Origin of the sequence: Methanothermobacter sp. K4 (assembly GCF_022014235.1) — an archaeon.
Taxonomy (GTDB): domain Archaea; phylum Methanobacteriota; class Methanobacteria; order Methanobacteriales; family Methanothermobacteraceae; genus Methanothermobacter.
Window position 1 is genome coordinate 277118 of the sequence record NZ_JAKLTD010000001.1, and the last position, 21393, is coordinate 298510.

Genomic DNA, 21393 nt, shown 5'->3' on the forward strand with positions numbered 1-21393 from the left:
AACAAGATCCATAGGTTCTACAATGAGCTTCAGCTGCAGAATCACCATTGACGGAACCGAAGTCCCCGTGGATGAGAGGAGGTTCAAACTTCTCAGGCTGATCCAGAGCAGGGGTTCCATAAGCAAAGCAGCAGAGGAGACAGGTATTCCCTACCGCAGCGCCCTTGCATATATAAGGAACCTTGAGGAACTCCTTGGTGAAGAGGTTGTAGAAACCAGAAGGGGTGGAAAGGGGGGTGGTGGAGGTAGCAGACTCACAGAAACAGGTATCAGGGTTGTCCTGGAGTATCTTAAATTAAAGAGGGCCCTTGAAAGGCAGATTTCCAGTAACGAAATTCAGGGAACTGTTGAGGAGATTTCAGGGGATGGTTCAAGAATAAGGGTGGGAAATTCCCTACTGGAGGCGCCAATGGTTGAGGGGTTATCCCCTGGGGATGAGGTTATACTACTCGTTGACCCTGAGGATATTGTGCTCATGGGTGAAAGGTATGATACCAGCATGAGGAACATCATTCCAGGAACTGTTACAGGCCTTGAACTGGAGGGGGACATTGTGACTGTCAGAATCAATGCAGGTGACATTAAACTCAAAACCCGGATAACACGTGAATCCCAGAGGAAACTGAAACTGAACCCTGGATCCGATGTATATGCGGGTTTTAAGGCTGTTGCTGTTACTGTTCTTAAGATATGAATGATTGGTGGTGATTTAATTGAAGATCATTGTGGATCCAGATAAATGCACCGGATGCGGTGAGTGCCGTGAGGCTTGTCCCAAGGGGGGCAGGATATGGACCATAGACAGGAGAAAACCTGCCAGAGCCTCAAACCTTGAATTCTGCCACCAGTGCATGATATGTGCAAGTAAATGTCCTGAAGGCGCAATAAGGATCATAAGGGATGATAACTATGAGAAGAAGTCTGAAGACCAGGGAAACCCTTGAAACCCATGTGAAGGTTGATCTGAACCTTGATGGCAGTGGAAGGTCAAATGTAAATACGGGCCTTGGATTCCTTGACCACATGCTTGGATCACTGGCCCGTCACGGGCTTATGGACCTTGAGGTGGAGGCAAGGGGTGATCTGGAGGTGGACGACCACCACACGGTTGAGGATGTTGCGCTGACACTGGGTGAGGCCCTCAGGGAGGCCCTTGGTGATGGGAAGGGTATAAGGAGAATGGCCCATGCAATGGTCCCAATGGATGAGTCCCTGGCCACAGTTGCACTGGACCTGGGTGGAAGACCCTACACGGTACTTGAACTTGAGTTCAGTGGTGCCAGGATTGGGGATGTAACATCAGATAATATAGGGCATTTCTTTGAGTCATTTGCGGCTTCTGCGGCCATCAACATCCATGCGTCTGTCAGGGGAAGTAACGACCACCATAAGGCCGAGGCACTCTTCAAGGCACTTGCAATGGCACTTAGGGATGCTGTACGTGTTGAACACGATATGATTCCAAGCACAAAGGGCAGATTATAGAGAATCTGCAGAGAATGTGTGGATGACAACATGCTCCTGAAGTAAGTTCATTATTGCATCTTATCGTTTCTCAGTATGTGAATCAAGGATATTCTCACAGGTCATTGCAGATAGGGATTCTTATGTTATGGATGCAATTTTATTAAACAGTTTTCACTTAAATTTATACAGATACAGCTTGCAGTTTACGGCTGATGATATTAGCCAGTCTGCGTCACAATCCATCACGGAAGAATCTTATTAAAAAATTTAAGGGGGGTAACTGCTTTGTGTGAACTTCTGGGGTTCTGTTTTAACAGAAAAGTGGAACCATCCTTTTCCCTCAGGGGTTTCAGGATGAGGTCAGAGTATAATCCTCACGGCTGGGGGCTGGCCTTCTATCCAGATAAATCGGTACAGGTTTACAAAGAGCCCTGCCCATCAAAGGAGAGTCCCCTGTCACAGTTCCTGGAGAACTATGAACCCATAAGTTCCAGGATCATAATATCCCATATACGTTGGATAAGCAGGGGGGATAAGTCCCACAGAAACACACACCCCTTCCAGAGGGAATGGGATGGAAGGGACTATGTGTTCGCCCACAACGGCACCCTCGACATGAATAACCCTGAGGGTGGAAGGTATAAGCCCGTTGGAACAACTGACTCCGAGATCGCATTCTGCCACATAATGAACCGCATCAGTGATGAGGGCATTAAATTCCGGGATGATGGGGATTACAAGTGGCTCCGGGGTGTCATGAAGGAGATCAACGGGCTTGGGAATTTTAACTGTCTCCTCTCTGATGGTACGCACCTCTTCTCCTATCATGACATAAAAGGATACAATGGCCTCCGCCAGTTGCATCGAAAGGCGCCCTACGGTCCTGTTGAACTCCTTGATGATGATTACCAGATAGACCTCGCCCACGAGAAGAAGCCTGACCAGGAGGGTTACATCATCGCAAGCAGACCATTAACCAGTGAAAAATGGGAGGCCTTCATTCCAGGGGAATTGAGAGTTTACAGAGATGGGAAGTTAATCTGCAGGGTCAGCGAGTAAAACATCTGACCACTGGTAAGCTGCAGCTCATTATTTCCAGCGAGCCAGGTCATCCTATTACACATTTTCATTATAGTATTCAAATGCCGCGGGACCCTAATGTGCAGCCATGGAGTATACACACTCTGGAACTATAAGTATAACTGCAAAGTGAGAATTAAAATCCTAATTAAAAGGCTCATGCATCAGAAAAAATAAGTGGTTGAAGATCTATTCTGGCTTGGCCAGAAGATCCGTCTTGCTAAGTGTTTCGCCTTCCTTACCGTGTGGTGTTCTAAGCACGGTGTCGTTGGCCTTTTCGATTTCCCTTGCTTCAACTGCAAGTCTGGCAGCTGCAGATAGCATTTCGTGTGCTGAGGCAACGATTGGTATGTACTGGTCAGGGTCCTGTACCATGAAGCAGCCCCTCACGTCTATGTCAGCCACCTTGGTTGCTATCTCATATGCAGCCATTGCCTTGGCCTTTGCATATGGGTTTGTGTAGCCTGCTGCTTCAACCGCCTTATCTGTGTCTATTACCACCTGTGGAAGTTCAGGTGACTTTCCGGATTCAACATCCGCGATCATTGCATCGATTGTGTTCTGCACAACCCTGTATGCTCCTGTGAATGCAAGAACCTTTATAACGTCGGAGTTGAAGGATGCCATCTCTGTTGGGTCCAGGAACTCCCTTCTTGCCCCTATCATGGGGTCTGCCTTGACTATTATGTATCCAAGTCCCTGCTCCTCTATTTCATCCTTGACCCTGAGGCCGGGTGCGTCACCTATTATCATGGCTGGAACATCAGCCTCTGACAGGAGCTCCCTTGCCTTTGCAGGGCCTGGTGCACCAGGGTTTGGGCTTATGAATATAACAAAGTCCCTATCCATTTCAAGCATGGTTGGTACTGCCCTCTCGATTTCATCGGGGTTCATCTTTGCACCTGAACCCACGACACAGACATCGATGTTTGGCCTGTCTGCCCTCTCATCAAGTAACAGGTCCAGCACAGGTGAGGTCCCGATGTTACCACATTTTATTATACCAATTTTTACAACCATTAGATCACCAGAATCTTATTATTTTGCACCTTATTAAGTATTTTATGATTTAAAGATTATGATTAAGCTTTTATATGAGTAGTATATTTTTTACCTTTTCTGGGATCATGATGATTAAAATTTAAATTATATATAATATTTTAATCATTTAATTTAATATTGGGTTTATTAATCCTCCTCCCTTTCAACCACAAGAACGTTGCCTGTGAATATTTTTGAGAAGATCTCCCTCCTTATCCTGATCCTCCCCATGGCAGGGTCAGCCAGTGTGATGTTTCTATCATCAACCGAAAGAACAACGGTGTAGTGTGACGTGTCCCCGTACCTTACAAATGCTATGTGGTTCCTCCTCAGATCCGATATCTCCATCCTGACACCCCTTGCACTCAACCCCTTCGAGGTTGCTGCGAGTATCAGACCATACATGGTGGTCCCTGATTCGTCTGTGCCTGCAAGCTCCGCCAGTTCTGCCTCACTGCAGTGAACTCCAAGGTTTCTGAGAACCGTGGCAAGTGCCGCGGGACCGCAGCTGTGGCCGCTGCTCTGCCTCACTATAACCTCATCACCCAGAGACGATTTCATATCAAAAACCTCCATATTAATACCAGTTTTCATAATAAATTATTAATTATTATTAATAAATGTATATGATCAGAGTGAAACAGAAACCCATGAGCTCATATAACGCATGGTGGTCCTGCTTCAAATGAAAAAGAGGTTGGAAGAGCAGCGAGGAAATACCCTGACCATCGCCAAGAATAGGGGTTCCTCAAAGAATTAATGGCCTGAAGGTATCCATCAGCTACCTGAAACCTTTTCGGGCATCCCAGATGCGCCTCATAGACCTAAATCCACCCCTGGGGCCCGCGACCTCATGGAACTCATCAATGAGTCCTGTTAAGTTCCTGACGGCCCTCTCAGCATTCCCTACAATTCCTGCGGATTCAGGTGGTTTCACATCATCCACAACCTCACCCAGCATGGCAGAATCAACCACAGGTATCCCCACCTCACCTGCAAGGTCCACACTCGCGTGTCTCTCATGGAAACCCCGGAGCTTAATTGCCGGAACACCCAGCACCGCAGCCTCGATTGTGAGGCCCATTCCTGCCCCGTATATAACAAGGTCAGCGTAGGCCATGAGGGATGGAAGATCAACAAACCCCTCAAGGACCTCCGTATCCTCTGAACCTACGAAGCTCCTCACATAATGTGGACTGAAGCGGAAGGGTACCACTATAATGCGTCTTCCAAGGGCTTCAACTCTCGATATGAGGTCAGGTATATCCCCCCTTCGCAGGTCGCCTCCAAGGACCAGGAGAGTGTAATTCCCGATACCTGGATCCTCAGTCTGGAGGCGGCTCACGTAGAGGGCATGGGGGTAGCCACCTATGACCTCAACGTTCTCAAGGAGGTACTCATCCTCAAGGTAATCCCTGTAACGGGTTGAGGGTGCAGTTACAATATCTGCAAATGCGATCATCTCAATGGGGTTGTAGATGTCCTGTTCAATATGAAGGACACCCTTCCCCCTGAGATATGATGCTGCGATGGCCTTCCTCACATCACCTGCATTCCCGCATGTGAGCACAAGATCCGGGTCTATTCTTCCAAGGTGGCTCCAGGTAGCTGCAATATCCCTCAGGACAAGGTACGCTATTTCCATCTTACCCCCTGATCTGCTCCTGCTGGTTCCCATGGAATAGTATTCCTGGCAGAGGTCTCCCAGGACATCCCTCACTCCCCCACCATGGCACAGGCAGTGATATTCATGTTCAGATTCCTGCATGAGGGGATGGAAGGTCTTTGCAGGTGCAAGTTCAGCTGCAACTGCCAGTTTCAGGATAACACCTCCAGAGAACGTATATAATTGATATGACAGCCACCATGTAGAACAACCAGACCACAAGGTCTGTTGGGCCTGTTTCAACCCAGATTATGGTATGGGCCAGAATTACCGAATAAATACCTGTAAAGATCCCATTAAGTGCTATCTGAATCCTGTGCATTGATCCAAGAATCAGGCCCAGGAGGAACATCTGGATAACCATTGCAGGAAGCCCGAAGTCCAGGAGGGGGGGTCCGAATATGAGTGATGTTGTTGAGTGCCTGTAGCCAAGCACAGCCTCACCGACGATTGCCCTTGGATCCGTTGAGTGCAGATATCCTGTGAGGGTGTAGTAGAGGAGTTCCCCGCCGGTTGCCCCCTGGTGGTCCAGGAGCCTGTCAAACACCATTAGGGTGTAGCCTGCTCTGTAGAGGAGGAGTTCCAGTGGATTGAGGGTCCACGTCTGCCATTCAATTGATTTAACAGCAATGTAACCGACGGCTATTGCCACAATGGCAAGAGCTGATAGTAGGAGGGCTATCTGGCGGGAGGATGGCCTTGCAGAGTAGTAGATGGTTATGATACCGCTCAGCAGTATAACCACAACGGTTGTCCTGTAGCCTGTGAGGGCGAAGAGTGCGGCGCCAAGTATAAGTGGAATATAGTACCTCCTCCTGGGGTAAACTGCAAGAAGCATGTTAACCGAGGGGAGGAATATGATGTATGAGAGAAGCCATATCTTCGTAACCGCCCTCGCCTTGAGGTGACCGCTGAGGAGTGGAATTCCCCCGAGAAGATAGAGGTTAAGTAACTGTAGGAGGATTCCCGCGGTGACCAGAAGGAGGAGAAGTGTCTCTCCGAGATTTCCTGGCCTATCATGTTTCTCTGTTGGTATCTTTCCGGATATATGCGCTCCCAGAATGAATATAGTGGCACCCAGAGCTATATAGAGAATTGAAGCACCTGATGGAAGTTTCAGACCCCTTATGCCCATCAGTGTCCCTGAAATGGCAAGTGCAAGATATATAAGTAGCGCTGCAATGACAGAATAGGGGGAGAATACATCAAACCTCATCCTGGAGCTCCCATGCATTCCTTGTGAAGTTTGCGGCAAATGTGGGGCATGATGCTGCGTGTATGTGCACGTAACTTGCAAGTGCCGATCCAGAGGTTATTCCATCCATGGAATCCATTATACCCCTACCCCTGAGCACCCTGAAGGCAAATTGCGCATCTCCGGTGACTGAGACCCTTGAGTAGTGGAATTCATGTCCCCTGAACACATCCCCCTCCCCTGTTATCAGGTTATCAGAGACCGCCTCAGAGATCACGTAGCTCAGTCCCTGGACATTTTTCGTCATCTCAGCACTGTAGGGGAACACACCACTCATCTCACGCCCATCAATGGACCTCATAAGGTACATCAGGCCGCCGCATTCCCCAAATATGGGCCTGCCGTCTGCATGAAACTTCCTCACCGACATCCTCATGGATCTGTTGGATTCCAGTTCCCCTGCAAAGACCTCAGGGTAGCCGCCCCCTATGTATACCGCGTCAACATCAGGAAGCTCCTCATCATGGAGGGGACTGAAGTAGACAACCGAAGCCGCGTTATCCTCAAGGGCCTCTATGTTCTCCCTGTAATAAAAGTTAAAGGCCTCATCAAATGCCACGCCTATTTTAACCTTCCTTTTATTCTCCCTCTGCCACAGGGGTTCCCTTTCCCCATCAATCTTCCCTGCAGATGCCATTATATCCTCAAGGGCCTCAAGGTCCAGGTACTCCTCCATTGCACTGCCCCATCTCTCAATGTATGATGCTATCTGTTCCCTTTCAACGGCAGGTACAAGTCCAAGGTGTCTCTGCTCAACCTCCAGTTCTGCACTCCTTGGTATCCCCCCCACCACCTCAGTGCCTGTGAGTTCCTCCACAGCCTCCTTTGTCTTGAGGTAGTGTCTCCTGTTCTTAACCTGGTTCAGGATAACCCCCCTGATTTTAACCTCAGGGTCAAGGGACCTGAAACCCAGCACCATGGCTGCCGCGCTTTTAACAAGACTTCTTGAATTTATTATGAGAACCACGGGGGCTTTAAGGGCCTTTGCAACTGAAGCTGTGCTTCCAGTATCTCCAGTTGAGCTTATACCCTCATATAGTCCCCTTACACCCTCTATTATACCCATTCTGGCTCCAGATATTTTCATTGCCCTTGTGAAGGCCTCCCTTATCTGGGCATCTGTCATGAAGAATGAGTCGAGGTTCCTTGATACGTTGCCTGTGGCCATGGTGTGATATGATGGGTCTATGTAGTCAGGGCCCACCTTGAAGGGCTGGATACCCCTATCTGAGAGTGCCCTCATTATCCCTGTTGCTATGGTGGTCTTGCCAACTGCGCTCCCTGTCCCTGCAAGTACAAGTCTCATATATGAAACTCGATGCTACATTTATTTAAGTTTTGGGAGAACAGCACCTTTCTTCTCTTTCCCAGAAATAAAAAAAGGATTTGTCAGAAATCATCTGAGAAGGTACCTTGCCCTTGATGTGTGTGACTTTCCATGGACAAGGCAGAAGTCGGCGTCGCATCTGCTGCAGAACCACATCCCCTCTGGACATGTGGAGCCCTCCTCATATCTCAGTGTTCCGTGCCTGCCACAGAAGGGGCAGTAATTCCTGAACCGTGATTTATGCTCCCTGTAATCCCCATGGAGTGAACATGAACACCTTCCACTGGCCTCAACGTAATCCGCGGTTACAGTGTGGAATGATGCCCCCACATCCCTTGATGTGCGTCTGTAGGCCCTCACATGTTTCCTTTTGAGGACCCTCTTTTTATAGTATGCCTTTGTGTGGATTCTTTTTTTGCTGTACTTCTTATGATACTTCTTCGCATCCACCTTCAGGGGTTTTGCGCTGATCTCAGTTCCTCTATCCTCAGCCTCAGAAGAGGTTATGCCCGCTGCAGCTATGGAGAATAGAAATAGGGATGCAATAAAAAGTCGCTTAATTTTACCGCCTCCAATCCAGAAAGATATTTAATGTTCCCTCTGGATGTTAGGAATATAACTGTGACCTCATATATAAATATTTTGCCTCAGAATTGAAAAATAAGACGTTTTAGAACTCTTTTTTTCAATCAGAGCCTTCTAATTACTTTTTAAAAATTGAAGTGATGGGTGTGATCTTTTAATTTCTTCTTTAAATCACTGTGACACTACTGTTTCCCTTTTTCAAAAAATAAGCCCTATTAAACCTTTTTTTAAATTGAATGATCTGATGGTTTATTTAAGGGGGTGCATAGGCACCATTCTGAGAGGATACACAACATGAAAAAAGGGCTGTGTTCATATCAGGGTATTAAATGGATTATTTTGAATTTTAAATATTCTTTTGGTGGTTAAAAATTAATTTAAATCTTTTTTATGGCTTAAAATCAATTATAATCCTTTAAAATCATTCATTCTATCTCCCCTAGAATCACTGTGGATCCCACGAGCCCTGATAAAATTAGTTATAGAATCATGGACATATTGATTCACCATGAGTCTTGATGAAAGGGTCCAGGTGCTGAGTGACAGTGCCCAGTTTGACCTCTGCGACTACAGTGCAGACCCCTCCCAGAGGAACCCCTCGGTGCCGGGTATCTACTACACCAGTTACAGGGGCTGCAGGGTCCCCCTCTTCAAGGTTCTGCTCACCAACAGGTGCTGCAACGATTGCAGGTACTGTATAAACAGTGCAGAGAAAGAGCCCGTAGAGCTGAAGCCAGAGGAAATTGCAGGGATATTCCTTGACTACTATGAGAGGCGCTACGTTGATGGACTCTTCCTCAGTTCGGGGGTGAGCAGGGACCCTGATGAAACCATGGAGAAGCTCCTGGAGACACTCAGAATCCTGAGGCTTGAGGGCTACGGCGGCTACATACACCTCAAGATCATCCCCGGCTCATCCATGGACACTGTAAGGAGGGCCATGGAACTTGCAAGTCGTGTGAGCATCAACCTTGAGACCGCGACCAGGGATGGCCTTGATGAACTTTCATCCACCAAGGACTACAGTGTTGACATCCTGCGGAGAATGAGGTGGATCAGCAGGTTCAAAAAGAGACACCCTGAACTTGCACCCTCAGGTCAGAGCACCCAGCTGATGGTTGGGGCTGTTGATGAAACAGATGAGGATATAGTTAAACGTGTCAAGTGGATCTACGATAAATATTCCCTCAGGAGGGTGTACTTCAGTGGTTTTCAGCCCATTGAAGGGACTGACCTTGAAAAAAGGTCCGAAGCAGATCCCCGGCGTGTCTTCAGACTCTACCAGACAGACTCCCTCCTTAAGTCCTATGGTTTCGGTGTTGATGAGTTGAGGTTCAGTGGGGGTTACCTGGACACCTCTGTGGATCCAAAGTACGCCGCAGCCATGGATATGGATATCTTCCCGGTGGACCTCAAGACCGCCCCCTATCATGAAATCATCAGGGTCCCTGGAATAGGGCCAAAGTCGGCCAGAAAAATAATTGAACTGAGGGGTAAGGTTAACCTCACCCCGGATATCCTGAAGGGAATGGGGGTGAGACTGGGAAGGGCCGAGCCCTTCATATACCTTGACGGATCCCAGACAACCCTCAGCAGCTGGAATAAGAGTGATTGACCTACTGGAGTTCAGAGAACATCTTCCATATTTCAGGGTACTTCTCCTTAACGGCCCTTTCTATGAGGTCCGATGCCTCCCTGCTTATGCTGAACTCTGGCTGTGTCTTCTTCAGGTACCTGAGTACCGCTGCAGACCTTGCAGACCAGAGGGTTATGCGGGGGTTGCGTTTAACCTCCCTTATAACAGCCTCAACCTGCACATCTCCAGTCACTGAGTCAGAGGTCTCCTTCAATTCCTTCCTTGTCCTTGACTGGATGAGTGCATCGAGTCCCATTCCAAGGCCCTTCTTCTGTGTCATCATATCACTCCATACCCAGTATTTCGGCTGCGAGCTTCATGTAGGCCCCTGTTCCTGTGCTTTCAGGGTCATAGGTGATGCATGGTTTTCCATGGCTGGGGGCCTCTGCAAGGCGTACATTTCTCGGTATCCTTGTTCTGAAAATGTTCTCCCTTTCACCAAAGAACCTTTCAACCTCCCTCTGCACGTCCCTTGCAAGGCGTGTCCTCGAGTCGTAGAGTGTTATGAGTATCCCCTTTATGGGGCATGGACTCTGGAGACGTTCCTCGACAAGGTTCATTGTCCTTAGGAGGTCAGCCATTCCCTCGAGGGCATAGTACTCTGCCTGTATCGGTATTATGACGCTGTCAGATGCCACGAGTGCGTTGAGTGTGAGGATCCCAAGTGAGGGCGGGGCGTCTATGAATATGTAGTCGAATTCATCCCTTATATCCTTCAGAGCCTCCTTGAGAATGGCGTGGTAGCCTATCTCACTGCTGAGTTCTATCTCTGCACCGCTGAGGGATATGTTGCTTGGTGCAAGGTATAGGTCCTCGAGTTCAGCTGGAACCATCACATCCCTGAGGGATGCCTTTCTGCTGAGTACGGTGTAGATGGTTGAGTCCAGTTCAGATTTATTCACACCGAAGCCTGTTGTTGCGTTACCCTGAGGGTCCATGTCAACCACCAGCACCCTCCTCTCAAGGAGTGAAAGGGCTGCTGAGAGGTTCACTGCGGTTGTTGTCTTGCCACAGCCCCCCTTCTGGTTTATGATTGAAATTATCTCTCCCATTGAATCACCGATCATGATCTGGTCTTAATTTAAGACTATCACCTGGAACTTAGAATTTAGAACTTATAAATTATATCTTATAAGTTATAACTTATAAGAAGATGGATCAAAAAAAATTTAGAAGTTGATTCTCTCTGAAAGCCTGACAGGGAGGGGAAGTCTCCTGAAGGGCATTCCATGTGTCTCTGATCTGACAAGTTCAATGAGCTCTTCGATATCCATCTGAACCTTTTCACCGGTGCTTCTGATGTTAACTGTGAGTTTCCCCTCAAGTTCGCTGTCACCCACAACCACAACGTAGGGAACCCAGTCCTGGGCAGCGTTCCTTATCTTCTTACCAAGGGTTTCTGCTCTGTCGTCAAGGTCAGCCCTCACATCATTTGCCACCATCTCTGATACAAGGGACTCTGCAAATTCAAGGTGTCGTTCGGCAATTGGAAGCACACGTACCTGTGTCGGTGAAAGCCAGACAGGTAGCATGGGTGGTTTCTCATCCATCTCAACGGCTGTCTTTTCAAGTAAACTGCAGATAACTCTTTCTATGCTTCCTGTGGGGCTGCAGTGGAGGATTATGGGGTTGACCTCCTCCTCGTCACTGTTAACATAGGTTATACCGAACCTTTCCCCGCTCTCAACATCTATCTGTACTGTTGGGTTCTCTATTGGCCTTCCAAGGTAATCTATGGCTGCGAAGTCCATCTTGGCAATCCAGTAGTGCTTCCTTGAGGGTAGAAGTTCAAGGAGTATGGGTTTTCCTATTTTATCGGCCACTGAGTGCACCCAGTCAGAGTACTCCTCATAGAATTCCCTGGTGGCCCTGAATATCACCTCATAGTTCACCTGCAGGTCCTCACCGGTCTTCATGCACATCTCCACCTGTCCTGCAAACGCGGTGAGTGCCTGTTCAAGGTCGGCGCATACCGTGTGAAGGTCGGGCATTGTAAAGCCCCTGAGCCTTTTGAGGCCAACCACCTCACCCTTCTTCTCAAGCCTGAAGCTGTAGGTGGAGAGTTCATATATGGATGCTGGGAGGTTCTTCCATGTGAGGAACGAATCTGAGAGTATCCTGAAGGCCCCAAAGCAGCAAGCGTATCGCAGCATGAGCTCCTTCTTGTTCTTCATCCTGTACTGCCTTTCACCGAACTTCTCTGCATGGACCCTGATGGCCTCGTCCTCAAGGTCATACATTATGGGGGTCTCAACCGGCATTGCCCCCTCACTGGTTACAAGCATGTAAACGTAGTCTGCAAGAAGATCCCTTATCAGCCTTCCCCTGGGGTACCATCTGAGGTGTCCCACATCGGCTGATGGTTCATAATCCGCCAGGCCCTTCTCCCTCATGAGTCTAACGTGTGGTGGCTCCTCGCCAGATGATTCAAGTTCACCCAGTTCATACTTCACAAGGTTTTCAAGGTCCCTGCTGGTGAACTCAAATTCCTCCGGTCTGATTTTCTGGCCCTTATGGAGTATGAACCACTCTGATTCCTCCGATTCCTCCTCCTCTTTCATTGGCTCCGGCCTTATGGTCCTTGAGAGTTCCGATAGTGGGTGGCCCTTACAAGATATTCTGAATGCCTTGTACCAGCCGAAGGGGACCCTTGAGACCTCAAGTCCCCTATCCCTCAGTGCCTCCTCCATGCCCTCAAGAACCCTGCGGGCTGTCTCCGGGGAGCTCAGTGATGAGCTAAGGTGTGCGTATGGGTATATAACCACATTATCGGCCTTAACATCACCAAAAACCCTTACTATTTCATTTACTGCATTTTCAATGACTGAATCAGGGTTCTCCTCATCCTCAGCCTCCACTGCTGTGAAGACCACCAGGGACTCGGTGAAGTGTCCCTGCATTTTATCTTCGGGTATTTCCTCTGCTATCCCTGTTTTGTTCTTTGTCTCGTATTCCAGGTAATCAGAGTGAATTAACAGTATCCTCATGCCATCACCTTGTAAGAATAATATAATGTTATTGTTTTAAGGGCGAAGGTTTTTAAATATTGCCTATCATGTGCACGGGATGATAGAAGACTGTACAAATACTGCATATCCAGAGATTCTGTGCTGAAGACCTGCAGATTGCTGTCTAATAGGTGTGGCTAGATACCTCCTGCTCCTCCCTCAGATTTCCCATACCATATGCTGTCAAATATCCTTGAGTAGTTCTCTGCTATCTCAAGGTACTGGTTCCATATACCCATTGCAGTCTCAGGTATCGGTGATCCCTCAGGTGTGAACCTGGAGAATATCCACATCATCTCCCCTGAATCCCTCACAAACATCCGAACAGGTGGCATGCTTATGACCCTCACCTCACAGGGCAGATCAAGGTCTTCAGACGCCATTATCCTTACATCAGCGCCCCTATCCACTATCCTCTCAATTGCAGGGCGCAGCTCCCTCAGCTCACCCCTGAAGATGAAACCCATCCTCATTTTGAGTTCGGACCTGGTTCTTGATATGATCTCAAGTTCCTTCTTCATTATCTTCTCCTGCCCGTGTATGAGCCATACAGGCGCAGGTACCCTTGCAACCCTATCCTCGTAGGTTCTCCTGAGGTGTTGCATGGCCTCATCCAGTTCCTTTATTATCCTCCTCTTCTCCCTCCCGAAAACCTCTGCAGGGGGGACCACATGATACCTGAGGGGTTTGCCGCGCTCCACCTCCACAAATCCCCTTTCTGAAAGCTGCCTCAGTATCTCATAGATCCTTGATCTGGGGATTCCTGATGCCTCGGCGGCCTCGGCGGCCCCTGCGGATACCAGTGATACCATTGCAGTGTATGCAGCCGCCTGATAGTCTGTAAGTCCCATAAGTTTAAGTGCTTTTATTACCTTCCGTTCCATCCAGACACCTGTTTGTTACATTTTATACTCAAATAGTGACAAAAATTATATATAATTTGCTGTCAGTTTTTAATATGGTGATTGAAATGAAGTACCGCTGCAAGGTATGTGACTACATATATGACCCTGAGGTGGGTGACCCCACGTCAGGTATAAAACCCGGAACACCCTTCGAGGAACTTCCAGATGACTGGGTATGCCCGGTCTGTAACGTTGGTAAGGACCAGTTCGAACCCCTCAGGGGTGAGGTGAAGCGCGTGAGGCCAGAGGATATAGAAATGTTCTGCTACCAGTGCTCCCAGACCATCCGTGGAAGGGCCTGCATAGTAAAGGGGGTCTGTGGAAAGGAAGCTACCGTGGCAAGACTCCAGGATAACCTTCTATTTGCAATAAAGGGAATATCTGCCTACCTCTACCATGCCAGGGAACTTGGATACACCGATGAGGTGGTGGACGCATTCCTTGAGAGGGGATTCTACTCAACACTCACCAACGTGAATTTTGATGGAGAGGAATTCGTAAGTCTTGCCCTTGAGGCGGGTGAAATGAACCTGAGGACCATGAAGCTCCTCAAGAAGGCCCACATGGACACCTACGGGGAACCTGAACCCACAGAGGTAAGGGTTGGGGCCCTTGATGGTCCGGCCATAATAGCAACAGGGCACAGCCTGAAGGCGCTTGAAGAGCTGCTCAGGCAGACCGAAGGTACAGGTGTGAACGTGTACACACATTCAGAGCTGCTTCCAGCCCATGGTTACCCTGGCCTCAGGAAGTACCCGCACCTTGCCGGACAGCTTGGCGGGCCATGGTTCGACCAGAGGGAGACCTTCTCACGCTACAGCGCCGCAGTGCTTGGAACATCAAACTGTGTGCTGCTTCCACGTGACAGCTACAGGGAGAGGATGTTCACCTGTGGTGTTGCCCGCCTCCCCGGGGTTAAGCATATTGAGGGCTACGACTTCAGTCCGGTGATAGAGAAGGCCCTTGAGCTTCCGCCCCTTAAAGAGGAGGAAGCCACGACACTAACAACCGGCTTTGGACTCTCAACAATCCTCTCACTTGCAGATAAAATAAAGGAACTGGTGGAGGAGGGTAGAATCAGCAGGTTCTTCCTTGTTGGTGGCTGTGATTCGCCCCTGCCACAGGCAAGGTACTACACCGAATTTGTGAGGAAGCTCCCTGAGGATACCGTGGTTCTCACACTGGCCTGCGGTAAGTACCGTTTCAACTCAATGGATCTGGGTGACATCGAGGGGATCCCCCGCCTCATAGACCTGGGCCAGTGCAACGATTCCATAGTGGCAGTGGAACTTGTGGAGGCACTGGGCAACCTCTTCAATATGGACGTGAATGAGCTGCCCCTCAGCATAGTCCTCAGCTGGATGGAGCAGAAGGCCGCTGCAATACTCTGGAGCCTACTATCACTGAACCTAAAAGGCATGTACATAGGTCCCATACTGCCTGGGTGGGCCAACGATGACATCATAAATGTGCTCGTTGATAAATATGAACTCACACCAATAGGTGACCCTGAAGAGGATATAAAGAAGATGATGGAGTAATGGAAATGGAGATTAAGGGAAAGGTTCTGAAACTGAATGAACTCATTGACTACCAGGACGATTCGGTGGTGAGCAGGGAGATAATCAGGAAGGATACCGGTACCGTGACCCTATTTGCCTTTGACAGGGGCCAGGGGCTCAGTGAACACACTGCACCCTTCGATGTCATGGTCCAGGTGATTGATGGTGAGGCAGAAATCACAATAAGCGGAGAGAAGAACCGTGTGGCTGCAGGCGAGATGATAATAATGCCGGCCAATGAGCCCCATGCGGTGATGGCGGTGGAACCCTTCAAGATGCTCCTAACCATGATAAGGTCATGAGTTTGTTTGGATTCAAATTAAGAAGGGGTACCAACACCCTAAAGCCTAAAAAAATCAGGACCCATGTCCCCAAGAGTATCTATATCGCCATAAAACCCATCTCAAAGAAAACACTAGATCCCCATAAGACCAACCGCCACGAGCCCCGTGACCACAATGACAAGGAAGAGGGTCCCCACCCTCTTCCCGAACATTCTTGTGCCAAGTGCAAAGGCTATTCCACCCTTTATAATCGTGTTTGAGACTCCTGCAAGGGTTATGGCAGCTGCAGCTGTTGAAGAACTTAAAGAACCCCCTGCTGCCAGTAAAGACATACTCACAGTTATGGCATCCACATCAGCCACTCCAGAGATCACAGCCGCTGCCAGGACCCCCCCACGGCCAAGGTAGACGTTCGCGGCCTTTGATAGGAATAGAATGACCAGAAAAAGCACCCCAAATAGGAGAGCGGGCTTAACAGAGAATGGGTTTTCAATTTTAATATCCTGGTCAATCTTTGATGGTGACCTGATGAACAGAACACCCAGAGCCATCCCGGTTACCCCCATGGCAAGCATTGGGGGTGCAACGTACCCCATCAGGGAGGGGTTTATAACAGAGACCTCCAGCAGGATCCTGAAAAACATCATTGAACTTGAAACAACCGCCGCGAACACCGCCGGCCTTATGAGATCCTCAGATTCCCTCACGCGCCCTGCCATTGCCGTAACCACAGCTGTACTCGACACCAGTCCCCCTATTATTCCTGTGGCACTAAGACCCCTGTCTGGACCTGCTATCTTCATAGCAATGTAACCTGCATAGCTTATGGCTGATATGAACACAACCATCAGCCACACCTGATAGGGGTTAAAGACCCCCCAGGGGCCAAGCGATGTATCCGGAAGAAGCGGGAGAATCACAAAGGCTATCACAAGGAATTTTATTGTATCTATCATCTCCCTCTCACTTATCCTCCTTACGGCAATGTGAATGTACCTTTTGAGGGCAAGAAGCGCCGTTACAATGATAGCAAGCATTGCTGCAAGCCTGTAATCACCTGAAAAGCACATAGCCCCAAGCATGAAGGTTATAAACGCTGCAACCTCCCCTGTTATCCCTATATCCCCATCGTCCCTCATGCTCACAATGTAACTTGCAGATACTATGGCAACCAGCCCCAGAAAGGCAGCGGGGAGCATCAGAGGAAAAATCCCTGAGAGATACGCTGAAAGAGCCCCCATGAGTGATATCAGAATGAAGGTCCTTATACCTGCAAATTCTGTCCCCCTGGTCCTCCTCTCCCTCTCAATACCCACCAGGGCTCCTATGGCCAGGGCTATCAAAAACTTAATTACCGGGAAATCCATGTTATAATATATGGCAGTTAAATTAATATTATTTATTCCATGATAATTAATAATAATCAGGGTGATGATAATAACGGTGATTCCATGAAAAGTGATACCATAAAGAGGGGAATACAGAGGGCGCCCCACCGCTCCCTCCTCAGAGCATGTGGCCTGACAGACCAGGACTTTGAAAAGCCATTTATAGGGATAGCCAACAGCTACACCGATATCGTGCCAGGGCACCTGCACCTCAGAGAACTTGCAGATGAGGTTAGAGCTGGAATCAACGCTGCGGGTGGAGTTGCATTTGAATTCAACACCATGGCCATATGCGACGGGATAGCCATGAACCATGAGGGCATGAAGTACTCCCTTGCATCAAGGGAGATAGTCGCAGATACAGTGGAGAGCATGGCAAAGGCCCACGCCCTTGACGGACTTGTCCTTCTCCCAACCTGTGATAAGATAGTCCCGGGTATGCTGATGGCCGCTGCAAGACTTGACATACCATCAATAGTGGTCACCGGCGGCCCCATGCTACCCGGAGAATTCCAGGGAAAGAAGGTTGACCTCATAAATGTATATGAGGGTGTGGGCGCCGTTAGCGCAGGTGAAATGAGTGAGGATGAACTTGACAAACTCGAAAGATGCGCCTGTCCAGGTCCAGGTTCATGTGCAGGACTCTTCACAGCCAACACCATGGCCTGCCTAACAGAGGCCCTGGGTATGAGCCTACCTGGATGCGCAACTGCACATGCTGTAAGCTCAAAAAAGAGGCAGATTGCAAGGCTCTCAGGTCACAGGATAGTGGAAATGGTCAAGGAAAACCTTAAACCCACAGGGATAATGAGCAGGGAGGCATTTGAGAACGCTGTGATGGTGGACCTTGCACTTGGGGGGTCAACCAACAGTGCACTCCACATCCCGGCCATAGCAGCTGAGATAGAGGGCCTTGGCATCAACCTCGATGTCTTTGATGAGCTGAGCCGTAGAATACCCCACATAGCATCAATCTCACCCGCAGGTGAGCATATGATGATAGACCTTGATAGGGCCGGGGGAATACAGGCCGTCATGAAAACCCTCAGGGACCACCTCAACACCAGCTGCATGACCTGCACAGGAAAAACCGTCGCTGAGAACATGAGAGATGCCAGGGTGAGGGACGCCACAGTTATAAGACCCCTGGATGACCCGGTCCACAGGGAGGGTGGCCTCGCCATACTCCATGGTAACCTGGCGCCCAGGGGCTCTGTGGTGAAGCAGGGAGCCGTTGCAGAGGATATGCTTGTCCATGAGGGCCCAGCAAGGGTATTTGAGAGCGAAGACGAATGTGTTGATGCAATATTCAATGGAGAGATAGCCGAGGGTGATGTTATCGTCATAAGATACGAGGGACCCAAGGGTGGCCCGGGTATGAGGGAGATGCTGAACCCCACCTCTGCAATTGCAGGTATGGGACTTGAAAGGGTGGCCCTAATAACCGATGGAAGGTTCTCAGGGGGTACCAGGGGACCATGCGTGGGACATGTCTCCCCTGAGGCAATGGAGGATGGACCCATAGCAGCTGTAAGGGATGGGGACACAATAAGAATAGATATACCCTCAAGAAAACTTGAGGTTGATCTGACAGAAGATGAGATCAAAAGAAGGCTTGAATCTGCAGAAAAACCGGAACGCCATGTTAAGGGATGGCTCGCACGCTACAGAAAACTCGCAGGTTCAGCAGATACAGGCGCCATTCTGAGATAGGTGTAAGCATGAGTGATGATAAAAGGGAATGGCTTGAGGCAGCAGCATACATTCTCCTCCTCTTACTTGCTGTTGTTGCATCACAGCACATGAACGTGGTTGTATCAGGAAGCATGGAGCCCGTCTTCTACAGGGGAGACATAGTGATAATCGAGAAGAGCAACTTCTTCGGCATAAATGAACTGAACCCTGAAAACATACAGAAGGGTGACATAATAATCTATGACGCTACATGGTTCCCTGAGCCGGTTATACACCGGGTTATAGCCGTAGAAAAGGATAAAACAGGCAAAAAATACTACATCACGAAGGGCGACAACAACCCAACACCTGACCCTGCGCCTGTCTACCCATCACAGGTCGAGGCAAGGGTCATAACTGTGGGTTCAAATCCACTCATGATACCCAAGGTGGGCTACATAACACTCTGGCTTAAGGGACTCTGAAGGCAGGTGAGGAAATTGTTCAGATACATTGAAAACAGTGCAAGGGATTCAATAATTGAAGCGCTTGAGAAGCTCCAGCTACCAGCACCATCAGAGATCAAACTGGAGGAACCCCCAAACCCCCAGCTGGGGGATCTTGCATGCACGGTGGCCTTTGAAATCGCAGGTGAACTCAAAAGACCGCCAATGGAGATAACCTCAGATATAATGTCGGTTATTGAAACTCCTGAGATCTTTGAGGCCGTCGAATCAAAGGGACCCTACATAAACTTCTTTGTTGACTATGGGAAGCTTTCAGGAAAACTCCTTGAAATCATGGACGATGACTACGGGTCCCATCCAGAGAGGGGTGAGAGGATAATACTTGAGCACACCTCTGCAAACCCCAACGGTCCGCTGCACATAGGACATATAAGGAATGCCATCATCGGGGACTCACTTGCCAGGATACTCAGAAAGGCAGGATACGATGTTGAAACCCAGTACTATGTCAATGACATGGGGCGCCAGATAGCCATGATAGTCTGGGGCCTCCTGAACCTCCATAAAAACCTGGACGACTACCCCGGCGATAAGAGGGACCACAGGGTTGGAAGGCTCTACCTTGAGGTTAACCAGAAACTCGGGGAGGATCCGGGTGTAAAGGACGATGTGGACGAACTCCTGAGGAAGTACGAGGCCGGTGAGAACGAGGAAACCTTCAGGGAGGTTGTTGATTACTGCCTCGATGGGATGAAGGAGACCATGAGGAGGCTCCATGTCCACCACGACAGGTTCGTTTGGGAGGGGGAACTGGTGAGGGATGGGACGGTTGGTGAGGTTATAGAATCCCTCAGAAAAACGGGACTCACCAGGGAAAATGAGGTCCTCTACCTTGACCTTGAGGAGTTCGGCATTGAAAAGGAGCTTGTGCTCACCCGCTCAGATGGAACATCCCTCTACTCAACAAGGGACATAGCATACCATCTCCAGAAGTCCCGTGAAGGGGATATTCTCATTGACGTCCTTGGATCAGACCATAAACTTGCAGCAGAGCAGGTGGGAGTCGCTGTAGGCCTCCTTGGTGGTAAGAAACCAGAGGTCATATTCTATGAGTTCATAACACTTCCAGAGGGCTCAATGTCCACGAGGAGGGGCGTCTTCATATCAGTGGATGAGCTGATGGATGAGGCCCACAGAAGGGCACTTGAGGAGGTTAAAAAGAGAAGAGAACTTCCAGATGACGTCGCAGATGAAATCGCCGAGGCCATCGGCAACGGGGCCATAAGGTACTATATAGCACGCCTTTCACCCGAGAAGCATATTGTATTCAGGTGGGATGATGCCCTCAGCTTTGAACGTGGCTGTGCATCAATACAGTACGCCCATGCAAGGGCATGCAAACTCCTCAAGAAGGCATCCTTCAATGGTGATGAGGACATCGAAGACGGCTGGGAACCTGAAGACGACGAAAAGGAACTTGTGCGTCTCCTTGCCCGTTTCCCTGTGGTTGTTGAGGAGGCCGCAATGGCAAGGAGGGTTCACCCCGTGGCACAGTACGTGCAGGACCTTGCAAATGCCTTCAACAGTTTCTACAGATCCACACCTGTCATCGGGTCCGAATTTGAGGGTGCAAGGCTGAGACTCGTTGATTCTGTTAGAATCGTAATCAGAAATGCCCTTGGTCTTCTGGGTATACATGCCCCGGAGACCATGTAAATCACATTTTTCAGGACCATTGAAACTGGCATTCAGAAAAAAGATTCCTGGGTGCCACATAAATGTATTGAAGACTGGAATGTTCAGTCCACGTTAAATGAAGAGGGATGCTATGAACAGAGAGCCCATCTAAAATGTCCCTCAATCTCTTTATCATTGCACTCCGGTTCATAACATGCCTGAACAGCACATTACCATCATCCAGATATTAAACACTCTCAATCATCCCATGAGCCAGTGCATTATCGCCTTCTGTGCATGGAGCCTGTTCTCAAACACTCTCAATCATCCCATGAGCCAGTGCATTATCGCCTTCTGTGCATGGAGCCTAC

General features: G+C 49.0%; 21 protein-coding genes. 10 read left to right on the forward strand and 11 right to left on the reverse strand.

Annotation, left to right across the window (positions count from 1 at the left end; translation table 11 throughout):
- The first annotated feature begins 22 nt into the window (after nt 1-22).
- The 4 genes from L5462_RS01440 (at nt 23) to L5462_RS01455 (ending at nt 2526) form a co-directional block, all read left to right on the forward strand.
- Nucleotides 23-694: a TOBE domain-containing protein gene (locus tag L5462_RS01440; RefSeq protein ID WP_237779063.1), complete on the forward strand. Its 672-nt coding sequence runs from the start codon at nt 23-25 to the stop codon at nt 692-694.
- Between the two features lie 19 nt (nt 695-713).
- A complete protein-coding gene (locus L5462_RS01445) occupies nt 714-944 on the forward strand; it encodes a ferredoxin family protein (protein WP_237779064.1) in 231 nt (76 codons plus the stop codon).
- Nucleotides 910-1485 (forward strand): imidazoleglycerol-phosphate dehydratase HisB, encoded by a 576-nt coding sequence (gene hisB / locus L5462_RS01450; RefSeq protein ID WP_237779065.1) that lies wholly within the window; start codon nt 910-912, stop codon nt 1483-1485. The genes L5462_RS01445 and hisB overlap by 35 nt, the downstream gene beginning before the upstream one ends.
- 267 nt (nt 1486-1752) lie before the next feature.
- On the forward strand, nt 1753-2526 hold the full coding sequence (locus tag L5462_RS01455; RefSeq protein WP_255772340.1) for a class II glutamine amidotransferase: 774 nt from the start codon (nt 1753-1755) through the stop codon (nt 2524-2526).
- Between the two features lie 210 nt (nt 2527-2736).
- Here the strand turns inward: L5462_RS01455 and L5462_RS01460 are convergent, their stop codons facing one another.
- From L5462_RS01460 to L5462_RS01485, 6 genes are all read right to left on the reverse strand, one after another.
- Complete coding sequence (locus L5462_RS01460) at nt 2737-3567, reverse strand: F420-dependent methylenetetrahydromethanopterin dehydrogenase (RefSeq protein WP_237779066.1); 831 nt, start codon at nt 3565-3567, stop codon at nt 2737-2739.
- 168 nt (nt 3568-3735) lie between these two features.
- The gene (locus tag L5462_RS01465) at nt 3736-4149 is read right to left on the reverse strand and encodes a cysteine peptidase family C39 domain-containing protein (RefSeq protein ID WP_237779067.1); all 414 of its coding nucleotides are present in this window, start codon (nt 4147-4149) and stop codon (nt 3736-3738) included.
- A 220-nt stretch (nt 4150-4369) separates the two neighbouring features.
- A complete protein-coding gene (locus L5462_RS01470) occupies nt 4370-5308 on the reverse strand; it encodes a hypothetical protein (RefSeq protein ID WP_237779068.1) in 939 nt (312 codons plus the stop codon).
- Nucleotides 5309-5387: 79 nt separating this feature from the next.
- Complete coding sequence (locus L5462_RS01475; protein WP_237779069.1) at nt 5388-6470, reverse strand: oligosaccharide repeat unit polymerase family protein; 1083 nt, start codon at nt 6468-6470, stop codon at nt 5388-5390.
- Nucleotides 6460-7815, reverse strand: coding sequence for a Ni-sirohydrochlorin a,c-diamide synthase (gene cfbB / locus L5462_RS01480; protein WP_237779070.1), 1356 nt, complete (start codon nt 7813-7815; stop codon nt 6460-6462). The genes L5462_RS01475 and cfbB overlap by 11 nt, the downstream gene beginning before the upstream one ends.
- 90 nt (nt 7816-7905) lie before the next feature.
- On the reverse strand, nt 7906-8286 hold the full coding sequence (locus tag L5462_RS01485) for a hypothetical protein (protein WP_237779071.1): 381 nt from the start codon (nt 8284-8286) through the stop codon (nt 7906-7908).
- 643 nt (nt 8287-8929) lie between these two features.
- On the opposite strand from L5462_RS01485, the gene L5462_RS01490 reads away from it, so the two are divergent.
- Nucleotides 8930-10036, forward strand: a complete 1107-nt coding sequence (locus L5462_RS01490; RefSeq protein ID WP_237779072.1) for a radical SAM protein — start codon at nt 8930-8932, stop codon at nt 10034-10036.
- Between the two features lies 1 nt (nt 10037).
- On the opposite strand, the gene L5462_RS01495 is transcribed toward L5462_RS01490, so the two are convergent.
- The 4 genes from L5462_RS01495 to L5462_RS01510 form a co-directional block, all read right to left on the reverse strand.
- Complete coding sequence (locus L5462_RS01495; RefSeq protein WP_237779073.1) at nt 10038-10337, reverse strand: hypothetical protein; 300 nt, start codon at nt 10335-10337, stop codon at nt 10038-10040.
- 4 nt (nt 10338-10341) lie between these two features.
- Nucleotides 10342-11109 carry a ParA family protein gene (locus tag L5462_RS01500; protein WP_237779074.1) on the reverse strand — a complete coding sequence of 256 codons (768 nt, stop codon included), beginning with the start codon at nt 11107-11109 and terminating at the stop codon, nt 10342-10344.
- 117 nt (nt 11110-11226) lie between these two features.
- Complete coding sequence (locus L5462_RS01505; protein WP_237779075.1) at nt 11227-13044, reverse strand: threonine--tRNA ligase; 1818 nt, start codon at nt 13042-13044, stop codon at nt 11227-11229.
- Between the two features lie 158 nt (nt 13045-13202).
- Entirely contained in the window at nt 13203-13949 is a 747-nt protein-coding gene (locus tag L5462_RS01510) for a TrmB family transcriptional regulator (protein ID WP_237779076.1), read from the reverse strand.
- A 74-nt stretch (nt 13950-14023) separates the two neighbouring features.
- On the opposite strand from L5462_RS01510, the gene hcp reads away from it, so the two are divergent.
- A complete protein-coding gene (hcp, locus tag L5462_RS01515; protein ID WP_237779077.1) occupies nt 14024-15511 on the forward strand; it encodes a hydroxylamine reductase in 1488 nt (495 codons plus the stop codon).
- A complete protein-coding gene (locus tag L5462_RS01520; RefSeq protein WP_237779078.1) occupies nt 15511-15834 on the forward strand; it encodes a cupin domain-containing protein in 324 nt (107 codons plus the stop codon). Before hcp ends, L5462_RS01520 begins: the two co-directional genes overlap by 1 nt.
- A gap of 113 nt (nt 15835-15947) precedes the next feature.
- Here the strand turns inward: L5462_RS01520 and L5462_RS01525 are convergent, their stop codons facing one another.
- Nucleotides 15948-17183: an MgtC/SapB family protein gene (locus L5462_RS01525; protein WP_237779079.1), complete on the reverse strand. Its 1236-nt coding sequence runs from the start codon at nt 17181-17183 to the stop codon at nt 15948-15950.
- A gap of 84 nt (nt 17184-17267) precedes the next feature.
- Between L5462_RS01525 and ilvD the strand changes: the two genes are divergently transcribed.
- From ilvD to argS, 3 genes are read left to right on the forward strand one after another with little or no spacing between them, the layout of a single operon-like run.
- A complete protein-coding gene (ilvD, locus tag L5462_RS01530) occupies nt 17268-18917 on the forward strand; it encodes a dihydroxy-acid dehydratase (RefSeq protein WP_237779080.1) in 1650 nt (549 codons plus the stop codon).
- 8 nt (nt 18918-18925) lie between these two features.
- Nucleotides 18926-19363, forward strand: a complete 438-nt coding sequence (locus L5462_RS01535) for a signal peptidase I (protein ID WP_237779081.1) — start codon at nt 18926-18928, stop codon at nt 19361-19363.
- 15 nt (nt 19364-19378) lie between these two features.
- Nucleotides 19379-21061: an arginine--tRNA ligase gene (argS, locus tag L5462_RS01540; RefSeq protein WP_237779082.1), complete on the forward strand. Its 1683-nt coding sequence runs from the start codon at nt 19379-19381 to the stop codon at nt 21059-21061.
- Nucleotides 21062-21393: the final 332 nt, after the last annotated feature.

What these genes read in the sequence shown, in the direction of transcription:
- hcp (WP_237779077.1), top strand. Translation starts at nt 14,024, where the DNA reads ATGGTGATTGAAATGAAGTACCGCTGCAAGGTATGTGACTACATATAT.
- L5462_RS01505 (WP_237779075.1), bottom strand. Translation starts at nt 13,044, where the DNA reads ATGAGGATACTGTTAATTCACTCTGATTACCTGGAATACGAGACAAAG.
- cfbB (WP_237779070.1), bottom strand. Translation starts at nt 7,815, where the DNA reads ATGAGACTTGTACTTGCAGGGACAGGGAGCGCAGTTGGCAAGACCACC.
- L5462_RS01510 (WP_237779076.1), bottom strand. Translation starts at nt 13,949, where the DNA reads ATGGAACGGAAGGTAATAAAAGCACTTAAACTTATGGGACTTACAGAC.
- L5462_RS01535 (WP_237779081.1), top strand. Translation starts at nt 18,926, where the DNA reads ATGAGTGATGATAAAAGGGAATGGCTTGAGGCAGCAGCATACATTCTC.
- L5462_RS01520 (WP_237779078.1), top strand. Translation starts at nt 15,511, where the DNA reads ATGGAAATGGAGATTAAGGGAAAGGTTCTGAAACTGAATGAACTCATT.
- L5462_RS01495 (WP_237779073.1), bottom strand. Translation starts at nt 10,337, where the DNA reads ATGACACAGAAGAAGGGCCTTGGAATGGGACTCGATGCACTCATCCAG.
- L5462_RS01525 (WP_237779079.1), bottom strand. Translation starts at nt 17,183, where the DNA reads ATGGATTTCCCGGTAATTAAGTTTTTGATAGCCCTGGCCATAGGAGCC.
- hisB (WP_237779065.1), top strand. Translation starts at nt 910, where the DNA reads ATGAGAAGAAGTCTGAAGACCAGGGAAACCCTTGAAACCCATGTGAAG.
- L5462_RS01465 (WP_237779067.1), bottom strand. Translation starts at nt 4,149, where the DNA reads ATGAAATCGTCTCTGGGTGATGAGGTTATAGTGAGGCAGAGCAGCGGC.
- L5462_RS01475 (WP_237779069.1), bottom strand. Translation starts at nt 6,470, where the DNA reads ATGAGGTTTGATGTATTCTCCCCCTATTCTGTCATTGCAGCGCTACTT.
- L5462_RS01440 (WP_237779063.1), top strand. Translation starts at nt 23, where the DNA reads ATGAGCTTCAGCTGCAGAATCACCATTGACGGAACCGAAGTCCCCGTG.
- ilvD (WP_237779080.1), top strand. Translation starts at nt 17,268, where the DNA reads ATGAAAAGTGATACCATAAAGAGGGGAATACAGAGGGCGCCCCACCGC.
- L5462_RS01500 (WP_237779074.1), bottom strand. Translation starts at nt 11,109, where the DNA reads ATGGGAGAGATAATTTCAATCATAAACCAGAAGGGGGGCTGTGGCAAG.
- L5462_RS01460 (WP_237779066.1), bottom strand. Translation starts at nt 3,567, where the DNA reads ATGGTTGTAAAAATTGGTATAATAAAATGTGGTAACATCGGGACCTCA.
- L5462_RS01490 (WP_237779072.1), top strand. Translation starts at nt 8,930, where the DNA reads ATGAGTCTTGATGAAAGGGTCCAGGTGCTGAGTGACAGTGCCCAGTTT.